Raw genomic sequence first — 22,728 nt, 5'->3', positions numbered from 1 at the left:
TCCGGGGCAACCATGCGTGCCGGTGGCGTCCTGGGCGGACAAGTCTCGGCCGCCGCACGCAGCGCCGGTTCGATCGGCCAACTATCAGTGCCCCCCTCCTGGGCCACACCCCAAACCACCGTCGCCGCCAAAACCTTCCAGGCCGCCACCCCCCTGACCACCCTGCCCACCAGCGACGCCGCACCCGCAGCCATGCCCGGCCTACCCGGAATGCCCTCAACCGCAACCGGACGCGGCGGCGTCGTACCCCGATACGGACTCAAAATGACCGTAATGTCACGCCCACTATCCGGAGGTTAACCAGGCCCTCTTGGCCAACTTTGAATGGGCAAGCAAGGTTTGAACAGACTGAGGGCGTCGACTGTGCACTGAGGGCACCGAGCGTGCACTGAGGGCGCCGACTGTGCCGTCACGGCGGCCCGATCGCGAATACTTCGCCCTCCATGCACCCTCAAAGCCGCAACTGCACACTCGATACGGCCGCATGGCGGCCGTCCCGGTGCTGACGTGAGACATCCCCGAACACCCGCCACAAGAGAGAGAGAAGACGCGGCGTGGCGCAAACGCAAGTGGACGCCGATGACCAGCAGCTCCTGGTCCCCTTGAATTTTCGAGGAGATGAGCAAACCTCATACTCGTGAGACCGCTGTGACCACACGCCAGGTCGGCTCGGTGAGCACCCCACCACGCATGCTCGGTGGGGGCCAGAACCCGGCCTGGCGCCCCGGCGCGAGCCGACATCGGCCGTCTTATCCGCAATGGTTAAGTTGTCGACAGGACAGGCACGACCAGCACGGCAAGCACGGCGGACAGCGCGGCGCGAAACCAGATCCGAAGGATCGTCGGAAACAACATGCGAGTTGACGGGCGTGACATCACCGTTTCCGGCAGCTTGCTGCCCCCGGTAATCCGGCGCACCAACGACATCATCCGGCTCACCCTGGCGGCGGTCTTCCTGCCCGCGGTGATCGCAAGTTCACTGTTCACCCGCCCCCAGTGGATCGCGCTGGAGAAATCCATCTCCGAGATCGTCGGCGTCCTGTCGCCCGCCCAGTCCGATCTGGTGTATCTGATCTACGGCATCGCGATTCTGGCGTTGCCGTTCATGATCCTCATCGGCCTGATCGTGTCCCGCCAATGGAAGCTGCTCGGTGCGTATGCGGCCGCCGCCCTCATGGCCTTTCTGCCGTTGTCCATCAACAGCAACCGCATCGCGGCACCTCGTTGGCATTTCGACCTGTCCGACAAGCTCACCACGCTGCCCGCCCAGTTCCTCGATGACCCACGCTGGATCGCGATGCTCGCGGCGGTGCTCACCGTCTCGGGCCCATGGCTGCCGGCCCGCTGGCGGCATTGGTGGTGGGCGCTGCTCCTGGCCTTCGTCCCGATCCACCTCGTCATCAGCGCCATCGTCCCCGCCCGGTCGTTGCTGGGGCTGGCGGTGGGATGGTTCGTCGGCGCGCTGGTGGTCCTGGTCGTCGGCACCCCCGCGCTCGAGGTGCCGCTGGACGGCGCGGTCCGCGCGCTGGCCAGACGCGGATTCGTCGCCTCCATGCTCACCGTCGTGCGCCCGGGCGGACCTGGGCCACTGGTTCTGTCGGCCACCTCGACCGATCCCGAGTCCCGGGCTGCGGTCGAGTTGTACGGCCCGCATCAACGCAGCGGCGGCGCGCTGCGGCAACTCTGGTGGAAGCTGCGGCTGCGCGGCTCCGAGACCGCGCCGCTGCAGACCTCCATGCGCCGCGCCGTCGAGCATCGCGCCCTGATGTCCATCGCCATCGGACAAGCCGGCGTCGCCAATACGTCGACGATCGCGTTGTCCGACCTGGAACGCGGCTGGACCTTGTATGCGCACCAGCCCGTTCGCGGGATCCCCCTCGACGAGTGGACAAGCCAGACCCCGGTGTCCCACGTGTGGAAATCGCTGCGCATCCTGCACGACCACCAGATCTCCCACGGAGACCTCCGCTGCAACGCCATCACCGTCGACGACGGCACCGTGCTGTTCGGTGGGTTCGGCGCCGCCGAATACGGGGCCACCGACGCCCAACTGCAATCCGACATCGCCCAGCTCCTGGTGACGACGACGGCGCTGTACGACGCGCAGTCCACGGTGACGGCGGCGATCGACGCCTTCGGCGCCGACACTATCCTGACGGCCTCGCGCCGGCTCACCAAATCCGCAGTGCCCAAACGGATCCGCGAATCGGTGGCTAACGCCAAGACCGTCATCTCCAACGCCCGCTCGGAGGTGATGCGCCAAACCGGCGCCGATGAAATAGAAACCCAGACCATTACCCGGTTCAGCCGCAGCCAATTCATTCAACTGGTGCTGATCGGCGCGCTGGTCTACGTCGCATACCCGTTCATCAGCACCGTGCCGACCTTCTTCTCTCAGCTCAAACATGCCAACTGGTCGTGGGCGCTGCTGGGTCTGGCGGTGTCGGCGCTGACCTATGTGGGCGCGGCGGCGGCATTGTGGACCTGCGCCGACGGCCAGGTGAGCTTCATGAAGCTGTCGATTGTCCAGGTGGCCAACACCTTTGCCGCAACCACCACCCCGGCCGGCGTGGGCGGGCTCGCCCTCAGCACCCGCTTCCTGCAGAAGAGCGGCCTGACCGCACTGCGCGCCACCGCGGCGGTCGCGCTGCAGCAATCGGTCCAGGTGATCGTCCACCTGGCGTTGCTGATCTTGTTCAGCGCCGTCGCGGGCACCTCGGCGGACCTCTCCCACTTCGTCCCGACCGCCACCGTGCTGTATCTGATCGGAGGTGTGGCGCTGGGTATTATCGGCACGTTTCTGTTCGTGCCCAATCTGCGGCGGTGGCTCTCGACAGAAGTGCGTCCCAAGCTCAAGGAGGTGTCGAGCGACCTGGCCGCGCTCGCCCGCGAACCGCGACGCCTAGCGATTATCCTCTTGGGTTGTGCCGGAACGACACTCGGCGCGGCATTGGCCTTATGGGCCAGCGTCGAGGCCTTCGGCGGCGGGACCACTTTTGTCACCGTGACCGTGGTGACCATGGTCGGCGGTACGCTCGCCTCGGCCGCCCCCACACCCGGCGGCGTCGGCGCCGTCGAGGCGGCGCTGATCGGTGGGCTGGCCGCCTTCGGGGTGCCGGCGGCCATCGGAGTCCCCTCGGTGTTGCTGTATCGAGTGCTTACCTGCTGGCTCCCGGTGTTTCTCGGCTGGCCGATCATGCGCTGGCTCACCAAGAACGAGATGATCTGAGCGACCCGCACCGGCCCAGGGCCCGGCCCGCCAGCCACACGGCCGGCCAGATCGTGACGAGATGCTTTGTCCGGGTGATCGATCCATGGTCGCGCACCTCCGCAACGGCGGCTTACCTACTCGTTCGACTCCGTATCCATGACCACGACGAGCACCACCGAACCCCGGTTACTTTCACCCACCGTGGTGGTCAGATACACCAGGTAGTACTCCTCGGGCACCGCCTGCGACACCGTGATCGCCACGTTCACCGATGCCGAGCCATCGTTGGCGAACCGCCCGGATGTCGGCGCCACGGTGATCCCCCCGACCGTGGACATGCCGGTGATCGTGTAATCGCCGGCGCCGTCGATCATCCGCTGCGCGTCGAGCGTGACGGTCCCCGTAGTCCCCGGCGCAATCGTGACGATGGGCCGCGGAACATTGACCGTCACCGCCGAACTGCCCGCACCGAACGACGGCGGCGCGGAGGACGGGGCGGTGCCCCAGACCTTGTCGGGCTTGGCCGCGAGCGAGAATGCGACGTCACCGCCGGTGCGGATGATCGACTCCGGCAGAAACGTCTTGTCGGTGGGCCGCCCGTCGAGGGTCAGGCCGCTGATGTACTTCATCCGGCCGGGCGCGGATGCGCCGGGGGCGGAGATCCGGATGGATTTGCCTGCCGGAAGCGCGATTACGGCACGATCGAACAGCGGGGTGTTGACGGTGAGGATCGAGGTGCCGGGGGTGCTCGGATACAGTCCGAGTGCCGCCCAGACGTACCAACTGGCCATCGCACCGAGATCGTCGTTGCCCGGCGCCCCGTCGGGCGTGGCCGAGAACAGCCCGCGCACCCGGTCGACGGTGCGCTGGGTCTTCCACGGTTGTCCGAGATAGTTGTACAGCCACGGCACCCCGAAGCCGGGCTCGTTGCCGGCCCACAGATAGGGCTGGTTGGGGCCCACGTTGAGCTTCTTGGTGAAGCGGTCGAGCCGGTCGACCACCGTCTTGCGGCCGCCCAGGGCGGTCACTAGGCCGGCGACGTTGTGCGGCACCCACCAGAGGTATTGCTCGGCGTTGCCCTCGTCGAATCCGTCCTGGCCGAAGCCATCCGGTGTTTCCACAAACCCCGGTCCGTAGCGGAAGAACCCGGTCGCGCTGCGCGGGGAGATATAGCGGGTGCTGGGGTTGAAGAGGTTCTGCCAGTATTGGGCCCGGCCCTGGAATTCGGCCGCGGTGGCGGTGTCGCCGAGCGCCGTGGCGAATCGGGAGATGGTGAAGTCGTCGACCGACCATTCCAGCGTGATCGAAGCCCCGGCGATGCGGCCGTCGGTGCGAAACTCCGCCGTCTGCGGCCCGTAACCCAGCTGCAGGTAGGTGGCGATTCCCGGGCGCTCCACATAGCCGCCCCGCCCGACACCACCCTCAGTTGCGCCCCGCACCATATAGCGCAGCGCCGTGTCGACATCAAAGTCCTTGCCGCCGAACATGTATAGGTTCACGATCAGCGGCACCGCGTTGTCCCCCGTCATCATCCCGGTTGCCGAATTCGCCAGGGGCCAGCGCGGATACGACCCGCTCTGCTCGGCATCGTTGACCAATGACTGTGCCATGTCGCCGGCGCGCTCCGGGAAGAGCAAGCCCTGCAGTGCGGCCAAACTGCGGTAGGTATCCCAGTCGGAGAAGTTGGCGTATTGGGTATGTCCTTGGGCGACAGTATGGATGAGACCGTCGAACCCGAGGTAGTGACCGTCCGCATCGTTGAATGTGTTGGGGTGCAACAGTGACCGGTAGAGGCAGCTGTAAAAGGTCGTCACATCACCGGGATCCCGCCCTGCCACTGCGATGCGCGACAGGGCATTGTTCCATTCGGTCGCGGCGGCCGCGCGAACGTCGTCGAAGCGTGCGCCGCCCTCGGCGGCGAGGTTTGCCCGGGCTCCGTCGATGCTCACGTAGGAGATCGCCGTCCGAACTTCGAGCACCGAGCCGGCCGGAAACTCCACGTATCCCCCGCTGTACCGGGATTGCGCCCGGCGGGCACCGGCGTACACCGCATAGCCGTCCCAGGTGCCGTAGGAGCTGAACGGCCTACTGAACCGCATGGCGAAGTACACGGTGTAGGTGTTGCTCTTGCCGCAGAAGCCTCCGCTGGTGGCCCAACCGGTGATGGTGGTGTTGTCAGCGCCGATCTCGATGGCGGCGCGGGAGTTTCCGGCGAGTGACGCGCCCGAGCGCACCCGGAACGACGCCGGCCGGCCGTCACGGGGGTAGCTGAACCGGCCGAAACCGGTGCGGGTGGTGGCGGTGAGTTCGGCGGTCACCCCGGTCGCCGGGAACCGCACCGTGTAATAGCCGGGCACCCCCACCTCGGTGTCGTCGTGGGCGATCCGCTCCGCGGCGCGCCAGGGTTGCGCCCCGATTGCGGTCGTGGTCGGCAACATCGAAATGTCGCCGAAGGCAGCGCAACCCACCGAGGCGTGGGTCATGCTGAACCCCGTGGAACGCGAATTCTGATACTGGTAGCCGGCGTAGGTGTAGGGGGTGTCCGGTGAATACTGCACCATGCCGAACGGCATCGATGCGCCGGGGAAATTGTTGATCTCCCCGACGATCTCGCCGCCCGAACCGGTGCCGACGAGCGTGTCGACGTGGTCGACCGGATTGGCGACGAAGGTCGGTTCACCGTCGTAGGCCGTGGGCGTAGCCGCAAGCAACGGCACGAAAAGACCCAGCACCGCGACGAGTGCCACCAGGGCCCGCAGCGACCTCCGTGACCGCATAGCTGTCTCTTACTGCACGTAGTGCCGTTCCGTGGCAGTTTCGAGGCGATTGACACCGACAACCGGCCGAAGATTTCCGCCGGTGCAACGGTATGCGTCAAAGTCGTGCACTGATACCGGCTGCGTTTCGTGCGGGTTCGGCTAGTCTCAGTGCCGACGTCGCCGGTGCTGGTACCGGGACCAAGATTCGGGAGATGCAACATATGAAGCACCTGACCGCGGTAGTCGCAGTCGCAGCGGTGAGCCTGGCACTGGCCGGTTGCGGCTCAAAGACCGAAACCAAGACCTCCACGTCGACGTCGTCGACGACGAGTTCCACGTCGACAACATCCGCGTCCTCGACCAGCGCGACACCTGGAGCGCAGGCCAAGAAGACCATCTCCGACTATCTCAACGAGAACCACATCACCGAAACCCCGGTCCACCTGGGCGATCCCGGCTCGCCGACGATCAATTTGCCGATGCCGAACGGCTGGCAGACAGCCAACGACAGTGCCACCTCGTACGGCGCCATCGTCTACAGTCAGCCGGCCGACCCCAAGGACCCGCCCACCATCTCCGCACTGGTCTCCAAACTCACCGGCAACGTGGACCCGGCGAAGATCATCGAGTATGCCCCCGGCGAACTGCAGAACCTGCCCGGATACCAGGGTTCGGGCAACGGGTCCGCGTCCACACTCAGCGGTTTCAATGCCTGGCAGCTGGGCGGCACCTACGTGCGGGACGGCAAGACGCGCGCCGTCGCCCAGAAGACGGTGGTGATCCCCGGTCAGGACGCCGTTTACGTGCTTCAGCTCAACGCCGACTCACAGGAAAGCGAGCAAGGCCCGTTGATGGATGCGACCAGCGTCATCGACGAGCAGACCACGATCACGCAGTAACGCAGTAACTGGCCAGCGCCCGGCCCGCCGGCGGGAGCCGGTGAGCCGCGCGCCTCGCCCCCGCAACTGACCGGCGACAAATAGCCGGGCCCGCCAGACCCAAAACATCATTTCGGTCACCCAGAGTGCAACAGACACAACGGTTTACGCTATTACTCTGGGGTGTGCCCCAAAGAGCGGGAAAATAGCCGGATTTCACTACTCCGGATTCACTGCACGAAACGACAATCTGGATCGAAAACTGTATGTGTCCCGCACCAGCGCAAGCCGAATGGACAACGATGACCAACAGAACACTCTACGAACGGTTGGGTGGTTACGACGCCATTTCCGCTGTGAGCCACGATCTTGTGGACCGCTTGCAAAAAGATCCGCAGCTCGGCCGGTTTTGGCGGCACCGCGGCGAAGACGGCCTGAAGCGGGAACGCCAACTGCTTGTCGATTTTCTATGCGCGGCAACCGGCGGCCCCATGTATTACCGCGGCCGCGACATGACCCTTACCCATCGCGGCATGCGCATCAGCGAAAGCGATTGGGCCATTTTCCTCCAGCACGCCGACGCAACCCTGAAGAGATTTGAAGTCCCCCAAGCCGAATACGACGAGGTTGTCGCGTTCGTCCAGACCACAAAAAGGGAAATCGTCGAAGTGTGAACCCGGGCGCGCAGCCGGGCATCGAGCGCGACGCCATCGCGACCAGCGGCTAGCACCCCGACAAGGCCAGCCGAAAGAACGGCGATCCAGGAAAGACTTCTCGTTTTCCGCCGGTATCGCGGGCTCGCCATTAAGCTGACCGTCGTCTTGATGACCAGCGACCGCGGTAACGGAACCGATGGGAGGCAGAAATGTCCGTTGTGCTCACGCCGGAGCTGGTGACAACGGCAGCACAAGATTTGGCGGCCATACATTCCACATTGGGAGAGGCGAGCGTGACTGCCGCCGGCCCGACGACAGCATTGGCGGCTGCGGCCGAGGACGAGGTATCGGCCGGGATCGCGGCAATGTTCGGTGCCTTTGGCCGGGAATATCAATTAGTCAGCTCCCAAGCTCAGGCATTTCACGAGCGGTTCGTCAACGTGTTGAACGCGAGCGCCGGCGCCTACCGCAGCGCCGAGGCCGCCAATGTGGGCTCATTCACCGCCGCCGCGGCATCGGCCGGCACCGATCCGTTCCAGAGCCTTATCGCGAATACCACCGCCAATCTGCAAAGAATCACCAATATCTGGACTAACAAAACGGCACCTTCCCTGCTTGGGGCGATCACCGGCTATCCGCAGCTGATCTCCACGTCGCTGGCGACCGGAAATCCGCTGCCGCTCCTGGGCATACCCGCACGCCTCGCTCAGGGTGGCACCACGCTGTATCAGGCAATCTCCGCCCCGATGTCGCTGTCGCCGTCACTGACGTTGTCGGGCCTGTCACTCGAGTTGAATCTCGGACTTCCAGAACTTTTGGGGCTCAACGCCTTAGGCGCACCGGCCAACGCAGCCATAGCGGCCGGAACAAGCGCCACATCATTTCTCGGCGCGGTGTCTACGGGGGACCCGGTGGGAGCGGCCACCGCACTCTTCGGTGCGCCGGCCCACATTGTCGACGGCTTCCTCAATGGCCACCAGAGCCTATCGACGCAGCTACTCCTGCCGGGACTGACCGTCACGGCCAATGTGCCGCTGAACGGGCTTCTCGGACCGCTCGAACCGCTCACCGCGACGGCGACGCTGCCCGGTCTGCCGCTACTCAATACCCTCACCGTCACCGGCTCACACTTCGGCGGCCTCGTCCCGACCCTGTTGGAATATGTACCAGAACTGCTCGTGACGTCCCTGGGTCCCTAAGCCTAAGTCCCTCAGCAGCGGACCGGGCAAGGAGAGTGCGGCAAACCCCCCGCCACCAGGCCGCATTGCCCTACGGTATTGGCATGACAAAACAGTCGTACGCGGTGGACGTCGGGCACCCGCCTTCGGCCCTGCTTCGGGCCGTCAACCCGGTTCTTGGCTTCCTCCTGGGCACTCCGCTGGCGGGCCCGATACGCAAACAACTGATGGTGCTGAACTTCACGGGGCGAAAGACGGGACGGCAGTTTTCACTTCCGTTGAGCGCCCATGTGATCGACAACGAGCTGTACGCGCTGACCGGCGCCGGGTGGAAGCAGAATTTCCGCGGCGGCGCCCCCGCGCAGGTCGTCTACGACGGTAAGACGACCGCAATGCGGGGCGAGCTCATCCGGGACCGCGAGGTGGTAACCGATCTCTTCCTGCGCTGCGCCCGTTCCTACGGTCCCAAACGCGCCCAACGGATGATGGGGCTGAAATTCCGCGACCCGCGGATCCCAACACAAGACGAATTCGCCGAGGCCGTCGACCGGTTGAACCTGGCCGCGGTCAAATTGACCCCGGCACCCTAACCGCCCCGTCATAGTGCGAAACCGGCTGCATGCCAGCATCTTTGACGGTCCCGCCGCAGCCACGTCGATGCCATCGGTGGCGCTGGCCGCAATCCTGCTCGTAGCGTGCGGCGGAAAACCCACTTTCAGTCTCCCGGAGCCGCATCGGTAGCCAGCCGGTCGAGGAGCGTGTCGACCTGGCGGACCAGTCGCGCATGATGTGAACCGGCCCAATAGATCCGGCCGCAGTCCAGGCAGTGGTTGAATTCCTGGTAGTAGCGGCGCGTCAGCGGCTCGAGACGGTCCATCACCTCGTCCTTGGAGACCGCCGCCAGCCTGCCGTTGCACCGCACGCACCGGGTGAACGGCGCCAGCCGTTGTCGCAAGTCCAGTCGCCGGATCACCTCGAGCGTCTGCTCTTCGGGATTTTGGGAGTGGACGAACAACCCATGGGTGACCGCGCGCCGCTTCAACAGCCCGCGGTCGCGGGTCAACAGGATTCGCTGCTGCGCCACGCTGACGTCAACCAGCGCCGGATCATCGGCGGCGCTTGACCACCACACGTCCAACCCGAGCAGTCGAAGCAGCCGCGCCAGCCGGCCGAGATTCACGTCGACGACAAACCGCGGATGACGCAACGGCACCGGGCGCAGCCGGGTCGTCGACTCGATGTCGAGTGCCTCGAACATCGGGTAGGCGGCGATGCGATCACCGGTAGCCGGCCGGTGGCTGAAATCTGCTGGATGACCGTTCACCAGGATGAGGTCCACCTCGGTATGCGGAATGCCCATCGCTTCCAGGACATCCTTGACCGTCTGATGGCTGCGGAACGGTCGGCGCACGGTCAGACCGCGCGACTCCGGGTCGACGAAGTCGTTGAGCTCGGCATAGGCCCGCACATCCACGTAACCGACCACTCCTCATGTTCTACCGCTTGCGGGGAACCTGGTTGGTGGGTACACCGAAGTGCGGTGTACCGATTGACTGTGGGCGGTGGTGGTCCGTTGTGGTCGCGGATATGGTGACGATGCTGCTGGGCGGCGACGTCATGCTCGGCCGTGGAGTCGATCAGATCCTGCCGCACCCCGGCCACCCGGAATTGCGTGAGCGCTACCTGCGGGATGCGACGGGGTACGTCCGCCTGGCCGAGCGGGCGAACGGGCCGATTCCGCGTCCCGTCGATTGGCGGTGGCCGTGGGGTGAGGTGCTCGATGTCCTCGACGACGTCGGCGCCGACGTCCGCGTGGTCAATCTGGAGACGACGATCACCACAAGCAACCAATTCGCAGACCGCAAGCCGGTGTGTTACCGGATGCATCCGGATAACGTGGCAGCGCTGACGGCGTTGCGACCGGACGCGTGCGCGCTGGCCAACAACCACATTCTCGACTTCGGCTACCGGGGGCTGACCGACACCATCGCGGCCCTCGCCGCCGCCGGCATCCGGGGCGCCGGGGCGGGCCCCGACCTGCCCACCGCCCGCCGCCCGGCGGTCGTCACGGTCAGCGACCGGCACCGGCTCATCATCGGCTCGGTCGCGACCACATCCAGCGGTGTCCCCGAATCCTGGGCCGCGCAACACAACCGGCCCGGAGTCTGGCTGGTTCGTGATCCGTCCCAGCCCGAGGCCGCCGACGACGTCGCGGCACAGCTGCTGGCCGGCAAAGACGACGGCAAAAGCGATGGTGTCACCGTCGTCTCGGTGCACTGGGGAACCAATTGGGGCTACGCGGTAGCGCCGAGTGAAATCGCGTTCGCACACCGACTGATCGACGCCGGTATCGATATCGTGCACGGCCACTCGTCGCACCATCCCAGGCCGATCGAGATCTACCGCGGCAAACCGATCATGTACGGGTGCGGTGACGTCATCGACGACTACGAGGGCATCGGCGGACACGAGTCGTTCCGCGGCGACCTCAGGCTGCTGTATTTGGCCTCCGCCGATGCTGCGACGGGAAAACTGGTCTCGCTGAAGATGATTCCGCTTCGGGTTAAGCAGATGCGCCTGCATCGCGCCTCCTCGGCCGACGCCGAGTGGTTACGCCGCACCATCGAACACGTCAGCCGCCGGTTCGGGATTCGGGTCACCGCCGGTCCCGACGATCTGCTCGAGGTGTCCTCAGCCGGGGACACCCATTCTCCGGTGGCGGTGCCGAGCTGAGGCCGCACCGCCGGCACGCCGTAAGCATCCGCCGGATAGGGTCGTCGGCGTCATTGACCATCTACCAGGAGTTGCCATGCGAGTCGGCGTCCCGACCGAGACCAAGAACAACGAGTTCCGCGTCGCCATCACCCCGGCCGGTGTCAGGGAACTGACCCGTCGGGGCCATCAGGTCACCATCCAGGCCGGAGCCGGTGAGGGATCGTCGATTCCCGACGCCGACTACGTCGCCGCCGGCGCCAAGATTGCCGACACCGCCGAACAAATATGGGCCGACGCTGAGCTGCTGCTGAAGGTCAAGGAGCCCATCGAGATTGAGTACGGGCTGCTGCACCGCGGGCAGATCCTGTTCACCTACCTGCACCTTGCCGCGTCGTTGCCGTGTACCGAAGCGCTGCTGCGTTCGGGGGTGACGTCGATCGCCTACGAGACGGTGCAGACGGTCGACGGCGACCTGCCGTTGCTGGCCCCGATGAGCGAGGTCGCCGGTCGGCTGGCTGCCCAGGTCGGGGCCTACCAGCTGATGAAGCCGGCTGGCGGACGCGGCATCGTGATGGGTGGGGTGCCCGGCACCGGCCCGGCCGATGTCGTCGTGATCGGCGCCGGCACCGTGGGCTACAACGCGGCGCGAGTCGCCGCCGGGATGGGCGCACACGTCACCGTCCTCGACGTGAACATCGAACGGCTGCGCCAACTCGACGCCGAGTTCGGCGGCCGGATCCGCACCCGGTATTCCACCGGACTCGAACTCGAGGGTGCGGTCAAACGGGCCGACCTGGCGATCGGCGCCGTCCTGGTGCCCGGGCACAAGGCACCCAGACTCGTGTCGAATTCGCTTGTGGCGCAGATGAAACCGGGGGCAGTGCTACTCGATGTGTCGATCGACCAGGGCGGGTGCTTCGAGGACTCCCGGCCCACCACCCACGACCAGCCCACGTTTCGCGTGCACGACACGGTGTTCTACTGCGTGGCCAACATGCCCGGCGCGGTGCCGCGGACATCCACGTTCGCGCTGACCAACGCGACGCTGCCCTATGTGCTCAAGCTGGCGGACCAGGACTGGCAGGCCGCATGCCGATCCGATGTCGCGCTGGCTAACGGGCTGTCCACCCACGAGGGTTTGCTGCTCAGCGACGAGGTGGGCGCCGACCTGGGGTTGCCGTTCACCGATCCGGTGCCGCTGTTGAGCTGACCGGTCGGGCGACTTCGGCCCGTCGGGCCGGCACCGAGTGCCCTTCGGCCCCTCGTCGATGGGCCTTATGACTCTGCCCACACCACGACACGGCTGGCCACTATCGAGGGCATCGCCAACAAGGGAGCACACGGTGGACCTACGACAGACCGACCGCGCGCGCGATGCTCGTCGCGGCGGCCAGCGAAGACTCGGCGCCGCCGAGGGTGTGCTGGTTGCGCTGCGGCATTGCAGCCTCGACGAGGCCTTCACCGACATCGTGCAAACGGCCAAGCAGCACAATGTGGCCCCGATGGAATTGGCCCACGGATTGGTGGCGATCGCCGAGAACGACGTGACGTACGACGTTGACGATGCGGTCGTGGCCGCCGTGAGCCGCGCCTGGGGCGACCTCTTGGCCAGGTCCGGGCAGGATCGCTACGGCGAGCCCGCGCCGCAAGCGCACTAGCCGATGCCGGTGGCGCCACAGGCCTGCCAAATTCGCTGGACACCAATGATTTTCGAGGTTCTCGTGCACAGGCGTGGACGTTACGAGTCGAGAGGCAGGGGATAACCAGACAGCCATGGCGATCCGTCAGGACATCGGGGCGCTGTTCACCGACCTGTACCAGGTGGCGATGGCGCAGGCCTACTGGACCCAAGCGATGTCGGGCACAGCGGTTTTCGAGACGTTCTTCCGCAAGCTCCCACCGAGCCGGTCCTACATCGTCGCCGCCGGCTTGGCCGACGTGATCGACTTCCTCGAATCGTTTCGATTTGACGAACAGGATCTGGACTACCTGCGCGGCCTGGGCCAGTTCTGCGACGAGTTCCTGCGGTGGCTCGCCGGCGTGCGCTTCACCGGAGAGGTCTGGGCGGTGCCGGAAGGAACCGTGGTCTTTCCCAACGAGCCGATTGTCGCGGTGATCGCGCCGATCATCGAAGCGCAGCTCGTCGAAACCTTTGTGCTGAACCAAATTCACCTGCAAAGTGTGCTCGCGAGCAAGGCCGCGCGGGTGGTCGGCGCCGCCCGCGGACGGCCGGTGGTGGACTTCGGCGCCCGGCGCGCTCACGGCGCCGATGCCGCCCTGAAGGTCGCACGCACCAGCTACCTTGCCGGTGCGGCAGGCACGTCGAATCTGCTGGCAGCCCGGCACTACGGGATTCCCGCGTTCGGCACGATGGCCCATAGCTATGTGCAAGCCTTCGACGACGAGATCGACGCCTTCGACACGTTCGCTCGCCTCTACCCCGGCACCACGCTGCTCGTCGACACCTACGACACGCTGCGCGGCGTGGATCGGGTCATCGAGCTGGCGCGGCGACTCGGCGATCGCTTCGACGTGCGGGCGGTCCGGCTGGATTCGGGCGACCTCGGCGCGCTGTCGATGGCGGCGCGCGCACGGCTGGACGCCGCGGGTCTCAACCGGGTCGAGATCTTCGCCTCGTCGGGCCTCGACGAGCATCGCATCGCCGCGCTGGTGGCTGCAGGCTGCCCGATCGACGGCTTCGGCGTGGGCACCAACTTGGTTGTCGCGGCCGACGCCCCTGCCCTCGACATGGCCTACAAGCTGGTGGAATACAACGCTATCGGCCGCACCAAGTTGTCCAGTGGCAAGGTGATCTATCCGGGACGAAAACAGCTGTTCCGCAGCTTCGAGCACGGCAGGTTCCGCGGGGACATGCTCGGCCGGCACGACGAAAAGCTGCCCGGTGAGCCATTACTGGTGCCCGTCATGAGCAACGGACGAAGCATCGCACCGCACGTGTCCGACTTGGAGGCCGCGCGTAGCCGTGCCCGGCAGCAGAGCGGCGCGCTGCCGCCGGAGCTTCGTTCGCTCGAGGACACCGGCTACTCGTATCCGGTGACCGTCAGCGACCGGGTGGTGAATGAACTCGAGCGGATACGGCACGGCTATGCGGCGGGGCAGGGCCCGCAGCTCCGGTGATCGCGACCGGCGTGGGCGGCGGCACGCACTCGACATGGATCTCCACCGGAGATGGCGAGCAAAGCCGCCAACTCGTGCAGCGCTTCGGCCGCAATGTCATTCGAACGCTTCCGCGGTCCCGCGTCACCTACCAGCTCGAGCAGGCCCAACCAGATACAGAATCGACTCCGGATGCTCGCTCGCCAGTGGTCGAAAGGCGCGATTTTCGGGCCTTTCGCGCCACAGATCAATGAAACCCCTGACCCCGGGTTCCGGCCAAGCGCCGATGCCGTTCAGACTTACCCATCGGCGCGGCCCGCACGACCGACGCCCAAGTCTGAACATTCCGTGCCCAACGTCGTCGCGGCGAAGGCCCAATGGCCCTAGAACGGCCCGCTCGTCATCCCTAGATTTCGGACTGGTGCAACGTCGAAAACCTGGCGTTACCGAAGTTGTAGGAGGAATGCCATGAGCACCGCCAAAGACATCATGCACGCCGGAGCCACCTGTGTCGGCGAACATGAGACCCTCGCCGCCGCGGCCCAACACATCCGTGATCTCGGTGTGGGCGCTCTGCCGATCTGCGGCGACGACGACCGCCTGCACGGGATGATCACCGAACGTGACATTGTCATCAAATGTGTTGCCGCCGGCCACGACCCGAACACGATGACCGCAGGCGAGCTGAGTCCGGATGGCTCTACCTCACCGCCCACCGCCGCGGCCAGGCCGCAACGTCCGAAGACAGCGCGGCCCTCATTCATGTGCCCGGCGAGTGTCCACGGCCCGGAGAACACGTTCCGCGAAGCTAGCCGGTCATCGCGATCGTCGAACAAGCGCGCCGAAAGGGCTCGTTTCTGAACGTTAATGTGTTGTCCGCCAACGCTTCTGGTCATGGATGACTGGCGGCGCTGCCCCGGCGGCATGTCATCATTACAGCAATCGGCGATTCATAGAGAGGGCAACGCCAATGGCCGAGCACCCCACGCAACGACAGAAGCCGCAGAAGAAGGCGACCGCCAAGAAGACGACCGCCCAAGCAAAAAAGGCCGTTAAGCGTTCCGTAGCCAGGAAGGCGGGGCAGAACGCAACGGCGAAGACAGCGGTGGAACGCGGTGCGAGGATTCTGGTCCTCACCGATGATCCCCGCAGGAGCGTCGTGATTGTGCCCGGTTGCCACATCGATTCGATGCGTCAGGAAGGCGACGCGTATTTCTTCGAGGACGGCAACGCGCTAGTGGGGATGATCGTCGAGGGCGGCACGGTCGAGTATCACCGTGCCGACCGCACATATGTCGTGCGGCTCACCGACGGAAGGCATACGGCTAAGTCATCTGCCGAATGTTGATCGGCGCGTCGATCAACCCCGTTCAAAGGTCAGCGATGAAGAAATTCCGACCAGACCTTCATGTGCGGCTGTAGTTCCGCGGCGGCTAAGCCTGCGGCTGCGGCAGCACCCGGATTTCGTTCGGGAGCTGATCCAGAGTCTTGGCCACCTGGGCCCCGCGGGAGGAAGTGCAGTAGAGCGGCGGTAACCGCACGCCACGCCGCCGGTCCCGAAGGGACCGTGGTCAGTCACCGAAGGGACCTAATTCCATTCCGCTGGGCGTGAGATCGCGACACACTCGGCAGATGGGGCCATTTGAGGATCGCAGCGACGCCGGACGGCAGTTAGCGCATGCGGTCGAATGTTGCAGCGGATAGAACTGCGTCGTCGCGCGGCTGGTGCCGCTGGGAGTCGTTAAAGGCTGACCACACAAGGAGGGTACGAGACCATGCGAACCGTCTATCATGAGCGACTCACCGACCTGGCTGACCAGCTGGGCAGGCTGTGCGGTTTGACCGCGGCCGCGATGGAACGTGCGACGCGGGCGCTGTTGCAGGCCGACGCCGCCGCCGCGCTACAGGTCATCAGCGACCACGACCACATGGCGGCACTGCGAAACCATGCCGAAGAAAGCGCCTTCAGCTTGTTGGCGCTGCAGCAGCCGGTGGCCGGCGAGCTGCGCAGCATCGTCGGCTCCATTCAGGTAGTCGCCGACCTGGACCGGATGGACGCGCTGGCGGTGCACGTCGCCAAGATCGTCCAACAGCGACAGCCAGACCGCGTGCTGCCCACCGACGTTGAGCATCATTTCGCCGAAATGGGTGGGGCGGCAGTAGAGCTGGCGCATTGCGCCCAAGAAGTGGTGATGACCCGTAATGCCGAGATGGCAGCCCACATTCGCGAACAAGACGACGAGATGGATGAGCTGCACCGACAACTCTTGACCACACTGATGGATCGCGACTGGAAGCACGGGGTTAAGAGCGCCGTCGACATCGCTTTGCTGGGCCGCTTCTACGAGCGCTTCGCCGACCACGCCGTCGAGATCGGCAGGCGGGTGGTCTTCGAAGCGACTGGCGCCCTGCTACCCGAACAGGAAATCGGAACGTATTAGGCCTCGTAGCCTCGGGCTAGCCCGCCGGGGTGATCAACCCGTAGTGACCGTCGTAGCGGTGATACAAGACGCTGGCGCGGCCTTGGGCGGCGTCGATGAAGAACAGGAAAGGCAGCCCGAGCAGGCTCAGCCGCTCGGTGGCCTCCTGCAGGCTCAGGCATGGCGCCGGCTGCGCGCTGATGGTCACGTCGAGCTCGAACGGACTGAGCTGATCGGCGGGCACCAGGGCCACCAGCGCGAGGCGGTAGCCCGTCGGACCACCGCGGTAAAGGACCCCGGCGGTGGCGGTGGACTTTTCGGTGAAAAGGTGAAAGTCGTAGTCGAGCAGATTCATTTCGAGCGCGGCCTCGTCGACCGTGCAGGGCGCCATGGTGAACGACTTGCGCCGGATGACGCGGCGTTCCTCGGCCGGACGGGGAAAGTGGCTCGGCCGGTGGCTGGGCTCGGACACATGGCGCCATTCGTGCGGACCAGCTGCCGGTTGCTCGCCCCGCCGCGACTCCCAATGTTCGGCGACCCGTTCCAGCCGATGCCGCAACCGCGACTCGAGCAGATCGATCGCTTCCTGCGCGGTCTCGCCTTGGGCTTGGGCCCGCACCAGCCGGCCGTCGACGTCGAGGTTGCCCTGCGCGACCACGGGCCGCTCCACCGCCGGGTCACGATGCTCGGTAACCCTGACGCGGGCGTGCAGCACCGGCCGGTGGGTGAGCCGTCCGAGTTGGCCGATCTTGGTGCGTGCGTAATCGGCCGCTCCGGGAAGGTCGCCGCGGGTGGTTACGTCGACCTCGATGTCTGGTGGTAATTCTGTCTCGTGGCGCATGCCCTCCTTACTACGCCGCGAATCCGCATGCGGGCCAGGGCCAAAGGTCATCACGCAGCCCAGGGCAGCCGGGGGGCACGGTCAGAATTCGCAGGACCGCCCGGCGCAGCCGCCGCTGAACTCGGTGTCAGCCCGCGCCAGTACCGGTTCCGGCGCGGCGTAGGACAACACCTGCCCTGCCCGGCTGCCGTAGCGATAGACCGTGATGCCCTTGACTTTTGCCCGCCACGCGGACAGATAGACGGCCCGGACGTCGTCGACCGTTGCGCCGGCGGGCAGGTTGACGGTCTTGGATACCGCGGCGTCGACATGGCGCTGCACGGCGGCCTGCATCCGCAGGTGCCACTGCGGCGCGATCTCGGCCGCGGTCGGGAAGGCCGCGCGCACCTCGCCGGGCAGCCGCGGATAGCCACGCACCCCGCCGCGCTGCGCGATCTCGGCGACCAGCTCATCGCGGTAGAAACCCTGATCGCGGGCCAGCCGGTCGAAGCACGGGTTCACCTCGAGCAGGTGCCTGCCGACGATGGCGCGGGTGAAGGCGATGGCGAACATCGGCTCGATCCCGGCGGTGGTGCCGGCGATCAGTGAGATGGTGCCGGTCGGGGCGACGGAGGTGACCTGCGCGTTGCGCCGCGGTCCGGAACGGGCCAGCCGGCTGTCGGCGAACGTGGGGAAGGAGCCCCGGTCCTCGGCCAGCCGCCTCGATGCCAGGTGCGCGTGCCGCTGGATGCGGCGCATGACCTGACCGGCCAGCCGCACGCCCTCGTCACTGTCGTACGGAATGCCCAGTGTGGCAAGCAGTTCCGCCAAACCCATGACCCCCAGCCCGATTTTGCGGCTGGCGCGGGCGGCCTCGGCCAGCTCGGGAAAGGGGTAGCGGCTGACGTCGATGACGTCGTCGAGGAACCGCACCGCCACTTCGGTGACCGCACCGAGCCGGTCCCAGTCAAGGTGTCCGTTGGTGATCATCCGAGCCAGGTTGACCGAGCCCAGATTGCAGGACTCGTAGGGCAGCAGCGGCACCTCCCCACACGGGTTGGTCGCCTCGATCCGGCCGCGTGCCGGCACCGGATTGGCCCGGTTGATCGTGTCGAGAAACACCAGTCCAGGGTCGCCGCAGGTGTGCGCGGCGTGGCAGATCGCGTCGAACAGTTCGACCGCCGGCATGCGTGCGACGGTCTTGCCGGTGCGCGGGTTGACCAGGCGATGCGCGCCGCCGCGCTCGACGGCGCGCAGGAACGCGTCATCGACGCCGACCGATAGGTTGAAATGAGTGAGATGGCTGGGTGATTCGGTCTTGGCGGTGACGAAGTCGCAGATATCGGGATGCGACGCGTCGAGCACCGCCATGCAGGCGCCGCGGCGCCGGCCGCCCATCGAGACGACATTTGCGGCGACATCGTAAAGCCGCAGAAACGAGACCGGTCCGCTGGCCGTGCCGCCGGTGGTGGCCACCCGGTCCCCGGCGGGCCGCAGGCGGCTGAAGGCGTAGCCGGTGCCGCCGCCGGCGCGCTGCACCTCGGCGGCCTGTCCCAGGGTCGCAAAGATCGACCGCAGCGAATCCTCAACCGGCAGAACGAAACAGCCGGAAAGCAACCCCAGGTCGGTGCCGGCGTTCATCAGGGTCGGCGAATTCGGCAGGAATTCGAGGTTGCGCAACAACGTCGCAAACCGCTCGGCCCACTGCGCCGACGAGCCGGTCCGGTACTCGTCCTCGGCGGCGGCCACACACCGCGCCGTCCGGTCCATCATCTCGCCCGTCGACTCGGTGGGCCGGCCCCGCGCGTCGCGCAGCAGATAACGTTCGCGCAGGACCGTCACGGCCGCCAAACTCAGCTTCAGCTCGTCACGCACCCCCAGCAAGGCCTTGCCCGCGCGCAGTTCGGCGCGCCGTTGCCGGTAGATGATGTAGGCGCGGGCGACGTCGTCCAGACCTGCCTCGCCCAGCCGCGCCTCGACGAAGTCCTGGATGCGTTCGACGGATGCGGTCCGGGGACCTAATGTTTCGGCGACTGCCCTCGCGATGGTGGCCGGCATGTCGGGATCGTCGTAAGCCACCTCACGGGCGGCCCGCGCCACCGCGGCTTCGATCCGTGCGATATCGAACGGCACCAACGTTGTGTCTCGGCGCCGAACTTGCGCCGGCCATCGGGCCGCCATGGCCGACTCCATCGCCGGAGCCGATGCTGCCTACGTGCTCTTGCCGTGCATGATCGCCGACTGCACCACCCCGAACCGATGCTGCGCGCGCTCGTCGGCCGCCTTCTGCTCCGCAGCGGTAACGACGACCGCGTCCGGACCGGGGACCACAGTCGCCACGTGATCGGTGTCGAGCCAACGCACGACGTAGGGCGGTGAGCCATCGGCTGAATGCACCTCGATGATCAACCCCCGGTGGTCCGGTCGGTCGATCGTCGTGCCCTTGATCACCAGCCAGTCTCCGACATTCGCCTTCACCAACATCCCCCTTCCTCGCACAAGTCCAATCGTCCGCTCATCCGGCGCGCTGGCGGGAGGGCAGTAGGCCACCACCTCCGGTGGCCGAAAGTCCCTCGGCCGCCGTTGCGGTTCTGCCGGCTCGGCGCCGGCATCGTGGCGGCATCGTGGCGGCATCGTGGCGGCATCATTGCCATTTCAGATCGTCGTCCAGCTCGTCGCCTTGGGTGCCGCGCTGATCCTCCGACCGGGTATCGATCGTCACCTCCTGCCAATATGACGGACTGTAGAGATGAATATCGTTGCCGCTGAGGACCTTCAGCACGCCGCCGGTGAGTACTTCATAGGTGGCCCCGTCCGGGAACTCGGCATCGTCGTCGCGGTCTCGAATCTGTATCCACATTTTCATACTGCGAGAGTCCCTCGGCATCGGCAGATCAGGATTCTTGACGCTACCGCAGTCGATTACTCCCTTAACGCGCGCGAGGCCCTACTGCTGCGGCGCGGGCTTCAGCACACTGAATACGGCTCCCTGCGGGTCGGACAAGACGGCCGAGCGTCCCACCGACGGAATGTCGAACGGCTCCGCGATCACGTGACCGCCTTCCGCCGACGCCTTCGCCGCGGTGGCGTCGGCGTCGGCGACAAAGAAGTACACCAGCCAATGGTTGGGTATCCCGGGCCTGGGCGGCTCCATGCAGCCGCCGACATCCGCGCCGCCGGCCTTGAGCACCCGGTAGTGCTCGCCGGGGGCCATCTCCATCGTCGTGTGGGTCAGACCCAGCACGGCCTGGTAGAACGCCAGCGCGGAATCCGGCTTGTCCGTGATCAGTTCGTTCCACATCACCGCGCCGGGCTCGTTGACCAGCGTTGCGCCGATATGCCGGTTGGCCTGCCACATGCCCACCACGGCGCCGGTCGGGTCGGCGACGAAGGCCATCCTGCCGGCGTCGCCGACGTCGAAGGCTGGCATCAGCACCTGTCCGCCCGCGCTGGCCACCTTTCCGACCGCCGCGTCGACGTCGTCCGCCGCGATATAGGTGTTCCACATCGGTGGCCTGCCCTCCGGCGCGCCCGGCGGCATCGGCGCGATGGCGGCCACCGTTTCGCCGTTCAATGTGGCCATGGAGTAGACGCCAGCTCCGCCGGGCATCGGATTGTCGTCGTAGCTCCAGCCGAACAGCGACGAGTAAAACTGCTTGGCCGCAGACTGATCGGTGGTCTGCAGATCGACCCAGTTCGGAGTGCCCTGCGTGTATTCGGTTCTTTTGGGCATGATGTGACCTTTCGTTAGTTGGCGGATCCGTGGGCCGGGGCCGGGTCACGGCCGGTGAAGGCGATCAATCGATCAAGGACCGGGGCAAAGGCTTCGGTTGCCACGGGTGGGTCGAAACCGCCGCTACTACGGGATGCGGGAGTAATGATCTTGCCGGCCAATCCCAGCACGTATTCCGACAACGACGGGGAGACGACCACGTGCCGATCCGCGGCAATCGCGAAGTCCCAAGCATGAACCAGAAATTCAAGACACAGAATACCGACCGGAACAACTGCGGGCACCTGGTTCGTGTTCAGCTCGACCATGCCGTCCACACCCCGTCGCCGCCACGCTTCCAAAACGGCCTGTGCCGCGTCCGCAACCTGAGTTTCCAACGGCGCCGTCGAGTCCCGGGGCGGCAGCTGCGCCTCGGCGGCGCTGCCGACAATCGCGAGCGAACGCAGCAGATGATCCGCCAGTTGTGCCACGTTGTATTGCTGACATGGTGTTTGACGGGGTTGATCGGCGGTGTCAAGTCGCCGCAGTACGTGCTGCAGAACCGCCAACGTCGCCTCAGCGCACGATAATTCGTCGAGCGAGTCGGGTACTGCCGCCCAGTCGTCCGGGCCGGCGTCGTCGTGCAGGGCCGCAGCGACCAGCCGGCCCAGGTAATGATTCCAGCCGTCGGCATGCGGGGCAGCCTGTTCCTCGGTCAGCCCGTCGTGGACCAACCGAACCTCGGTGCCACCGTCCGCCGGGGTGAGCGTGACTGTCACCGTCGAGTCGCCTGGCGCGGGATCACCGTGGTCCTCCCACCCCCAGGAGAACACCACCCGCCGGCCCGGGTCCACATCCATGATCGCACCAACCGCCGTGTGCCCCGGAGTCACCGTCCATCGGTAGGCTCCACCGGCACGCGGCTCGATACGCGCGGCCACGGTCATCCACCGGCGAAGCCGGTCTGGCCGAGTGAGCAGCGCGAAGGTCTCGTCGGCATCCGACGGCACGACGACGACCTTTTCATACGGCATGGCGAACCCTCCTAGCGGTGACCGGTAGCCGTTGGCATCGACGACGAGGCGGTGACAGCCCTGCTTGCGGGACTCAGCCAAGCCACCACGGCGAGGCTCGCGAGATGTTGCGAGATCGCCGACGGGGCAACCGCAACCCGCGACCCGAGCTGGTTGACGGTGTGTTCACCAGGTGCCAACGGTTGGAGCGGCCCACGCCGGGCCGACTCTGCCGCGACTTCGGACAAG

The 22,728-nt window shown here is 66.0% G+C and carries 19 protein-coding genes and 2 pseudogenes; 13 read left to right on the top strand and 8 right to left on the bottom strand.

The genetic code is table 11. The features are described from left to right. The first annotated feature begins 12 nt into the window (after positions 1–12). Together B4U45_RS18520 and B4U45_RS18515 are read left to right on the top strand one after the other, a co-directional pair. Positions 13–300, top strand: a complete 288-nt coding sequence (locus B4U45_RS18520; protein ID WP_244899413.1) for a PE/PPE C-terminal domain-containing protein — start codon at positions 13–15, stop codon at positions 298–300. Positions 301–853: 553 nt separating this feature from the next. Then, positions 854–3,229, top strand: a complete 2,376-nt coding sequence (locus tag B4U45_RS18515) for a lysylphosphatidylglycerol synthase transmembrane domain-containing protein (RefSeq protein WP_075548769.1) — start codon at positions 854–856, stop codon at positions 3,227–3,229. Positions 3,230–3,345: 116 nt separating this feature from the next. On the opposite strand, the gene B4U45_RS18510 is transcribed toward B4U45_RS18515, so the two are convergent. Next, the gene (locus tag B4U45_RS18510) at positions 3,346–5,988 is read right to left on the bottom strand and encodes a GH92 family glycosyl hydrolase (RefSeq protein ID WP_075548768.1); all 2,643 of its coding nucleotides are present in this window, start codon (positions 5,986–5,988) and stop codon (positions 3,346–3,348) included. Between the two features lie 203 nt (positions 5,989–6,191). Between B4U45_RS18510 and lpqN the strand changes: the two genes are divergently transcribed. The 4 genes from lpqN (at position 6,192) to B4U45_RS18490 (ending at position 9,272) form a co-directional block, all read left to right on the top strand. After that, a complete protein-coding gene (gene lpqN / locus B4U45_RS18505; protein WP_075548773.1) occupies positions 6,192–6,869 on the top strand; it encodes an envelope biogenesis lipoprotein LpqN in 678 nt (225 codons plus the stop codon). Positions 6,870–7,150: 281 nt separating this feature from the next. Continuing rightward, positions 7,151–7,522, top strand: coding sequence for a group I truncated hemoglobin (locus tag B4U45_RS18500; protein ID WP_075548767.1), 372 nt, complete (start codon positions 7,151–7,153; stop codon positions 7,520–7,522). A 191-nt stretch (positions 7,523–7,713) separates the two neighbouring features. Beyond that, positions 7,714–8,703, top strand: coding sequence for a PE family protein (locus B4U45_RS29935; protein WP_075548766.1), 990 nt, complete (start codon positions 7,714–7,716; stop codon positions 8,701–8,703). A gap of 83 nt (positions 8,704–8,786) precedes the next feature. Next, positions 8,787–9,272 (top strand): hypothetical protein, encoded by a 486-nt coding sequence (locus tag B4U45_RS18490; protein ID WP_075548765.1) that lies wholly within the window; start codon positions 8,787–8,789, stop codon positions 9,270–9,272. 125 nt (positions 9,273–9,397) lie between these two features. On the opposite strand, the gene B4U45_RS18485 is transcribed toward B4U45_RS18490, so the two are convergent. Beyond that, on the bottom strand, positions 9,398–10,168 hold the full coding sequence (locus B4U45_RS18485) for a Mut7-C RNAse domain-containing protein (RefSeq protein WP_075548764.1): 771 nt from the start codon (positions 10,166–10,168) through the stop codon (positions 9,398–9,400). Positions 10,169–10,269: 101 nt separating this feature from the next. Here B4U45_RS18485 and B4U45_RS18480 point away from each other — a divergent pair, with 101 nt between their 5' ends. From B4U45_RS18480 to phoU, 7 genes and pseudogenes are all read left to right on the top strand, one after another. Further along, positions 10,270–11,415, top strand: coding sequence for a CapA family protein (locus tag B4U45_RS18480; protein WP_075548763.1), 1,146 nt, complete (start codon positions 10,270–10,272; stop codon positions 11,413–11,415). Between the two features lie 76 nt (positions 11,416–11,491). Beyond that, complete coding sequence (gene ald, locus B4U45_RS18475) at positions 11,492–12,607, top strand: alanine dehydrogenase (protein WP_075548762.1); 1,116 nt, start codon at positions 11,492–11,494, stop codon at positions 12,605–12,607. 133 nt (positions 12,608–12,740) lie between these two features. Further along, positions 12,741–13,055, top strand: coding sequence for an ANTAR domain-containing protein (locus tag B4U45_RS18470; RefSeq protein WP_075548761.1), 315 nt, complete (start codon positions 12,741–12,743; stop codon positions 13,053–13,055). A 115-nt stretch (positions 13,056–13,170) separates the two neighbouring features. Beyond that, positions 13,171–14,535, top strand: a complete 1,365-nt coding sequence (locus B4U45_RS18465; RefSeq protein WP_075548760.1) for a nicotinate phosphoribosyltransferase — start codon at positions 13,171–13,173, stop codon at positions 14,533–14,535. 447 nt (positions 14,536–14,982) lie between these two features. After that, positions 14,983–15,210: pseudogene (locus B4U45_RS29425) on the top strand (CBS domain-containing protein); the annotation flags it as partial. A gap of 409 nt (positions 15,211–15,619) precedes the next feature. Beyond that, positions 15,620–15,862, top strand: coding sequence for a hypothetical protein (locus B4U45_RS30125; RefSeq protein WP_075548772.1), 243 nt, complete (start codon positions 15,620–15,622; stop codon positions 15,860–15,862). 427 nt (positions 15,863–16,289) lie between these two features. Continuing rightward, positions 16,290–16,955, top strand: a complete 666-nt coding sequence (gene phoU, locus B4U45_RS18450) for a phosphate signaling complex protein PhoU (RefSeq protein WP_075548759.1) — start codon at positions 16,290–16,292, stop codon at positions 16,953–16,955. Between the two features lie 16 nt (positions 16,956–16,971). On the opposite strand, the gene B4U45_RS18445 is transcribed toward phoU, so the two are convergent. From B4U45_RS18445 to B4U45_RS18420, 6 genes and pseudogenes are all read right to left on the bottom strand, one after another. Next, positions 16,972–17,775, bottom strand: coding sequence for a ribosome hibernation promotion factor (locus B4U45_RS18445; RefSeq protein WP_075548758.1), 804 nt, complete (start codon positions 17,773–17,775; stop codon positions 16,972–16,974). 81 nt (positions 17,776–17,856) lie between these two features. After that, complete coding sequence (locus B4U45_RS18440; protein WP_122526371.1) at positions 17,857–19,935, bottom strand: adenosylcobalamin-dependent ribonucleoside-diphosphate reductase; 2,079 nt, start codon at positions 19,933–19,935, stop codon at positions 17,857–17,859. 30 nt (positions 19,936–19,965) lie between these two features. After that, complete coding sequence (locus B4U45_RS18435) at positions 19,966–20,232, bottom strand: DUF1918 domain-containing protein (RefSeq protein ID WP_036399509.1); 267 nt, start codon at positions 20,230–20,232, stop codon at positions 19,966–19,968. 166 nt (positions 20,233–20,398) lie between these two features. Beyond that, positions 20,399–20,620: a hypothetical protein gene (locus tag B4U45_RS18430; protein WP_036419912.1), complete on the bottom strand. Its 222-nt coding sequence runs from the start codon at positions 20,618–20,620 to the stop codon at positions 20,399–20,401. Between the two features lie 81 nt (positions 20,621–20,701). After that, entirely contained in the window at positions 20,702–21,487 is a 786-nt protein-coding gene (locus tag B4U45_RS18425) for a VOC family protein (protein WP_075548757.1), read from the bottom strand. Positions 21,488–21,501: 14 nt separating this feature from the next. Next, positions 21,502–22,727 (bottom strand): annotated as a pseudogene (locus tag B4U45_RS18420) (TIGR03086 family metal-binding protein). Position 22,728 lies beyond the last annotated feature (1 nt).

Origin of the sequence: Mycobacterium persicum (assembly GCF_002086915.1) — a bacterium.
Taxonomy (GTDB): Bacteria; Actinomycetota; Actinomycetes; order Mycobacteriales; family Mycobacteriaceae; genus Mycobacterium; species Mycobacterium persicum.
Note: the sequence above shows the minus strand (reverse complement) of the source record. Positions and strands in the feature narration are given on the sequence as shown.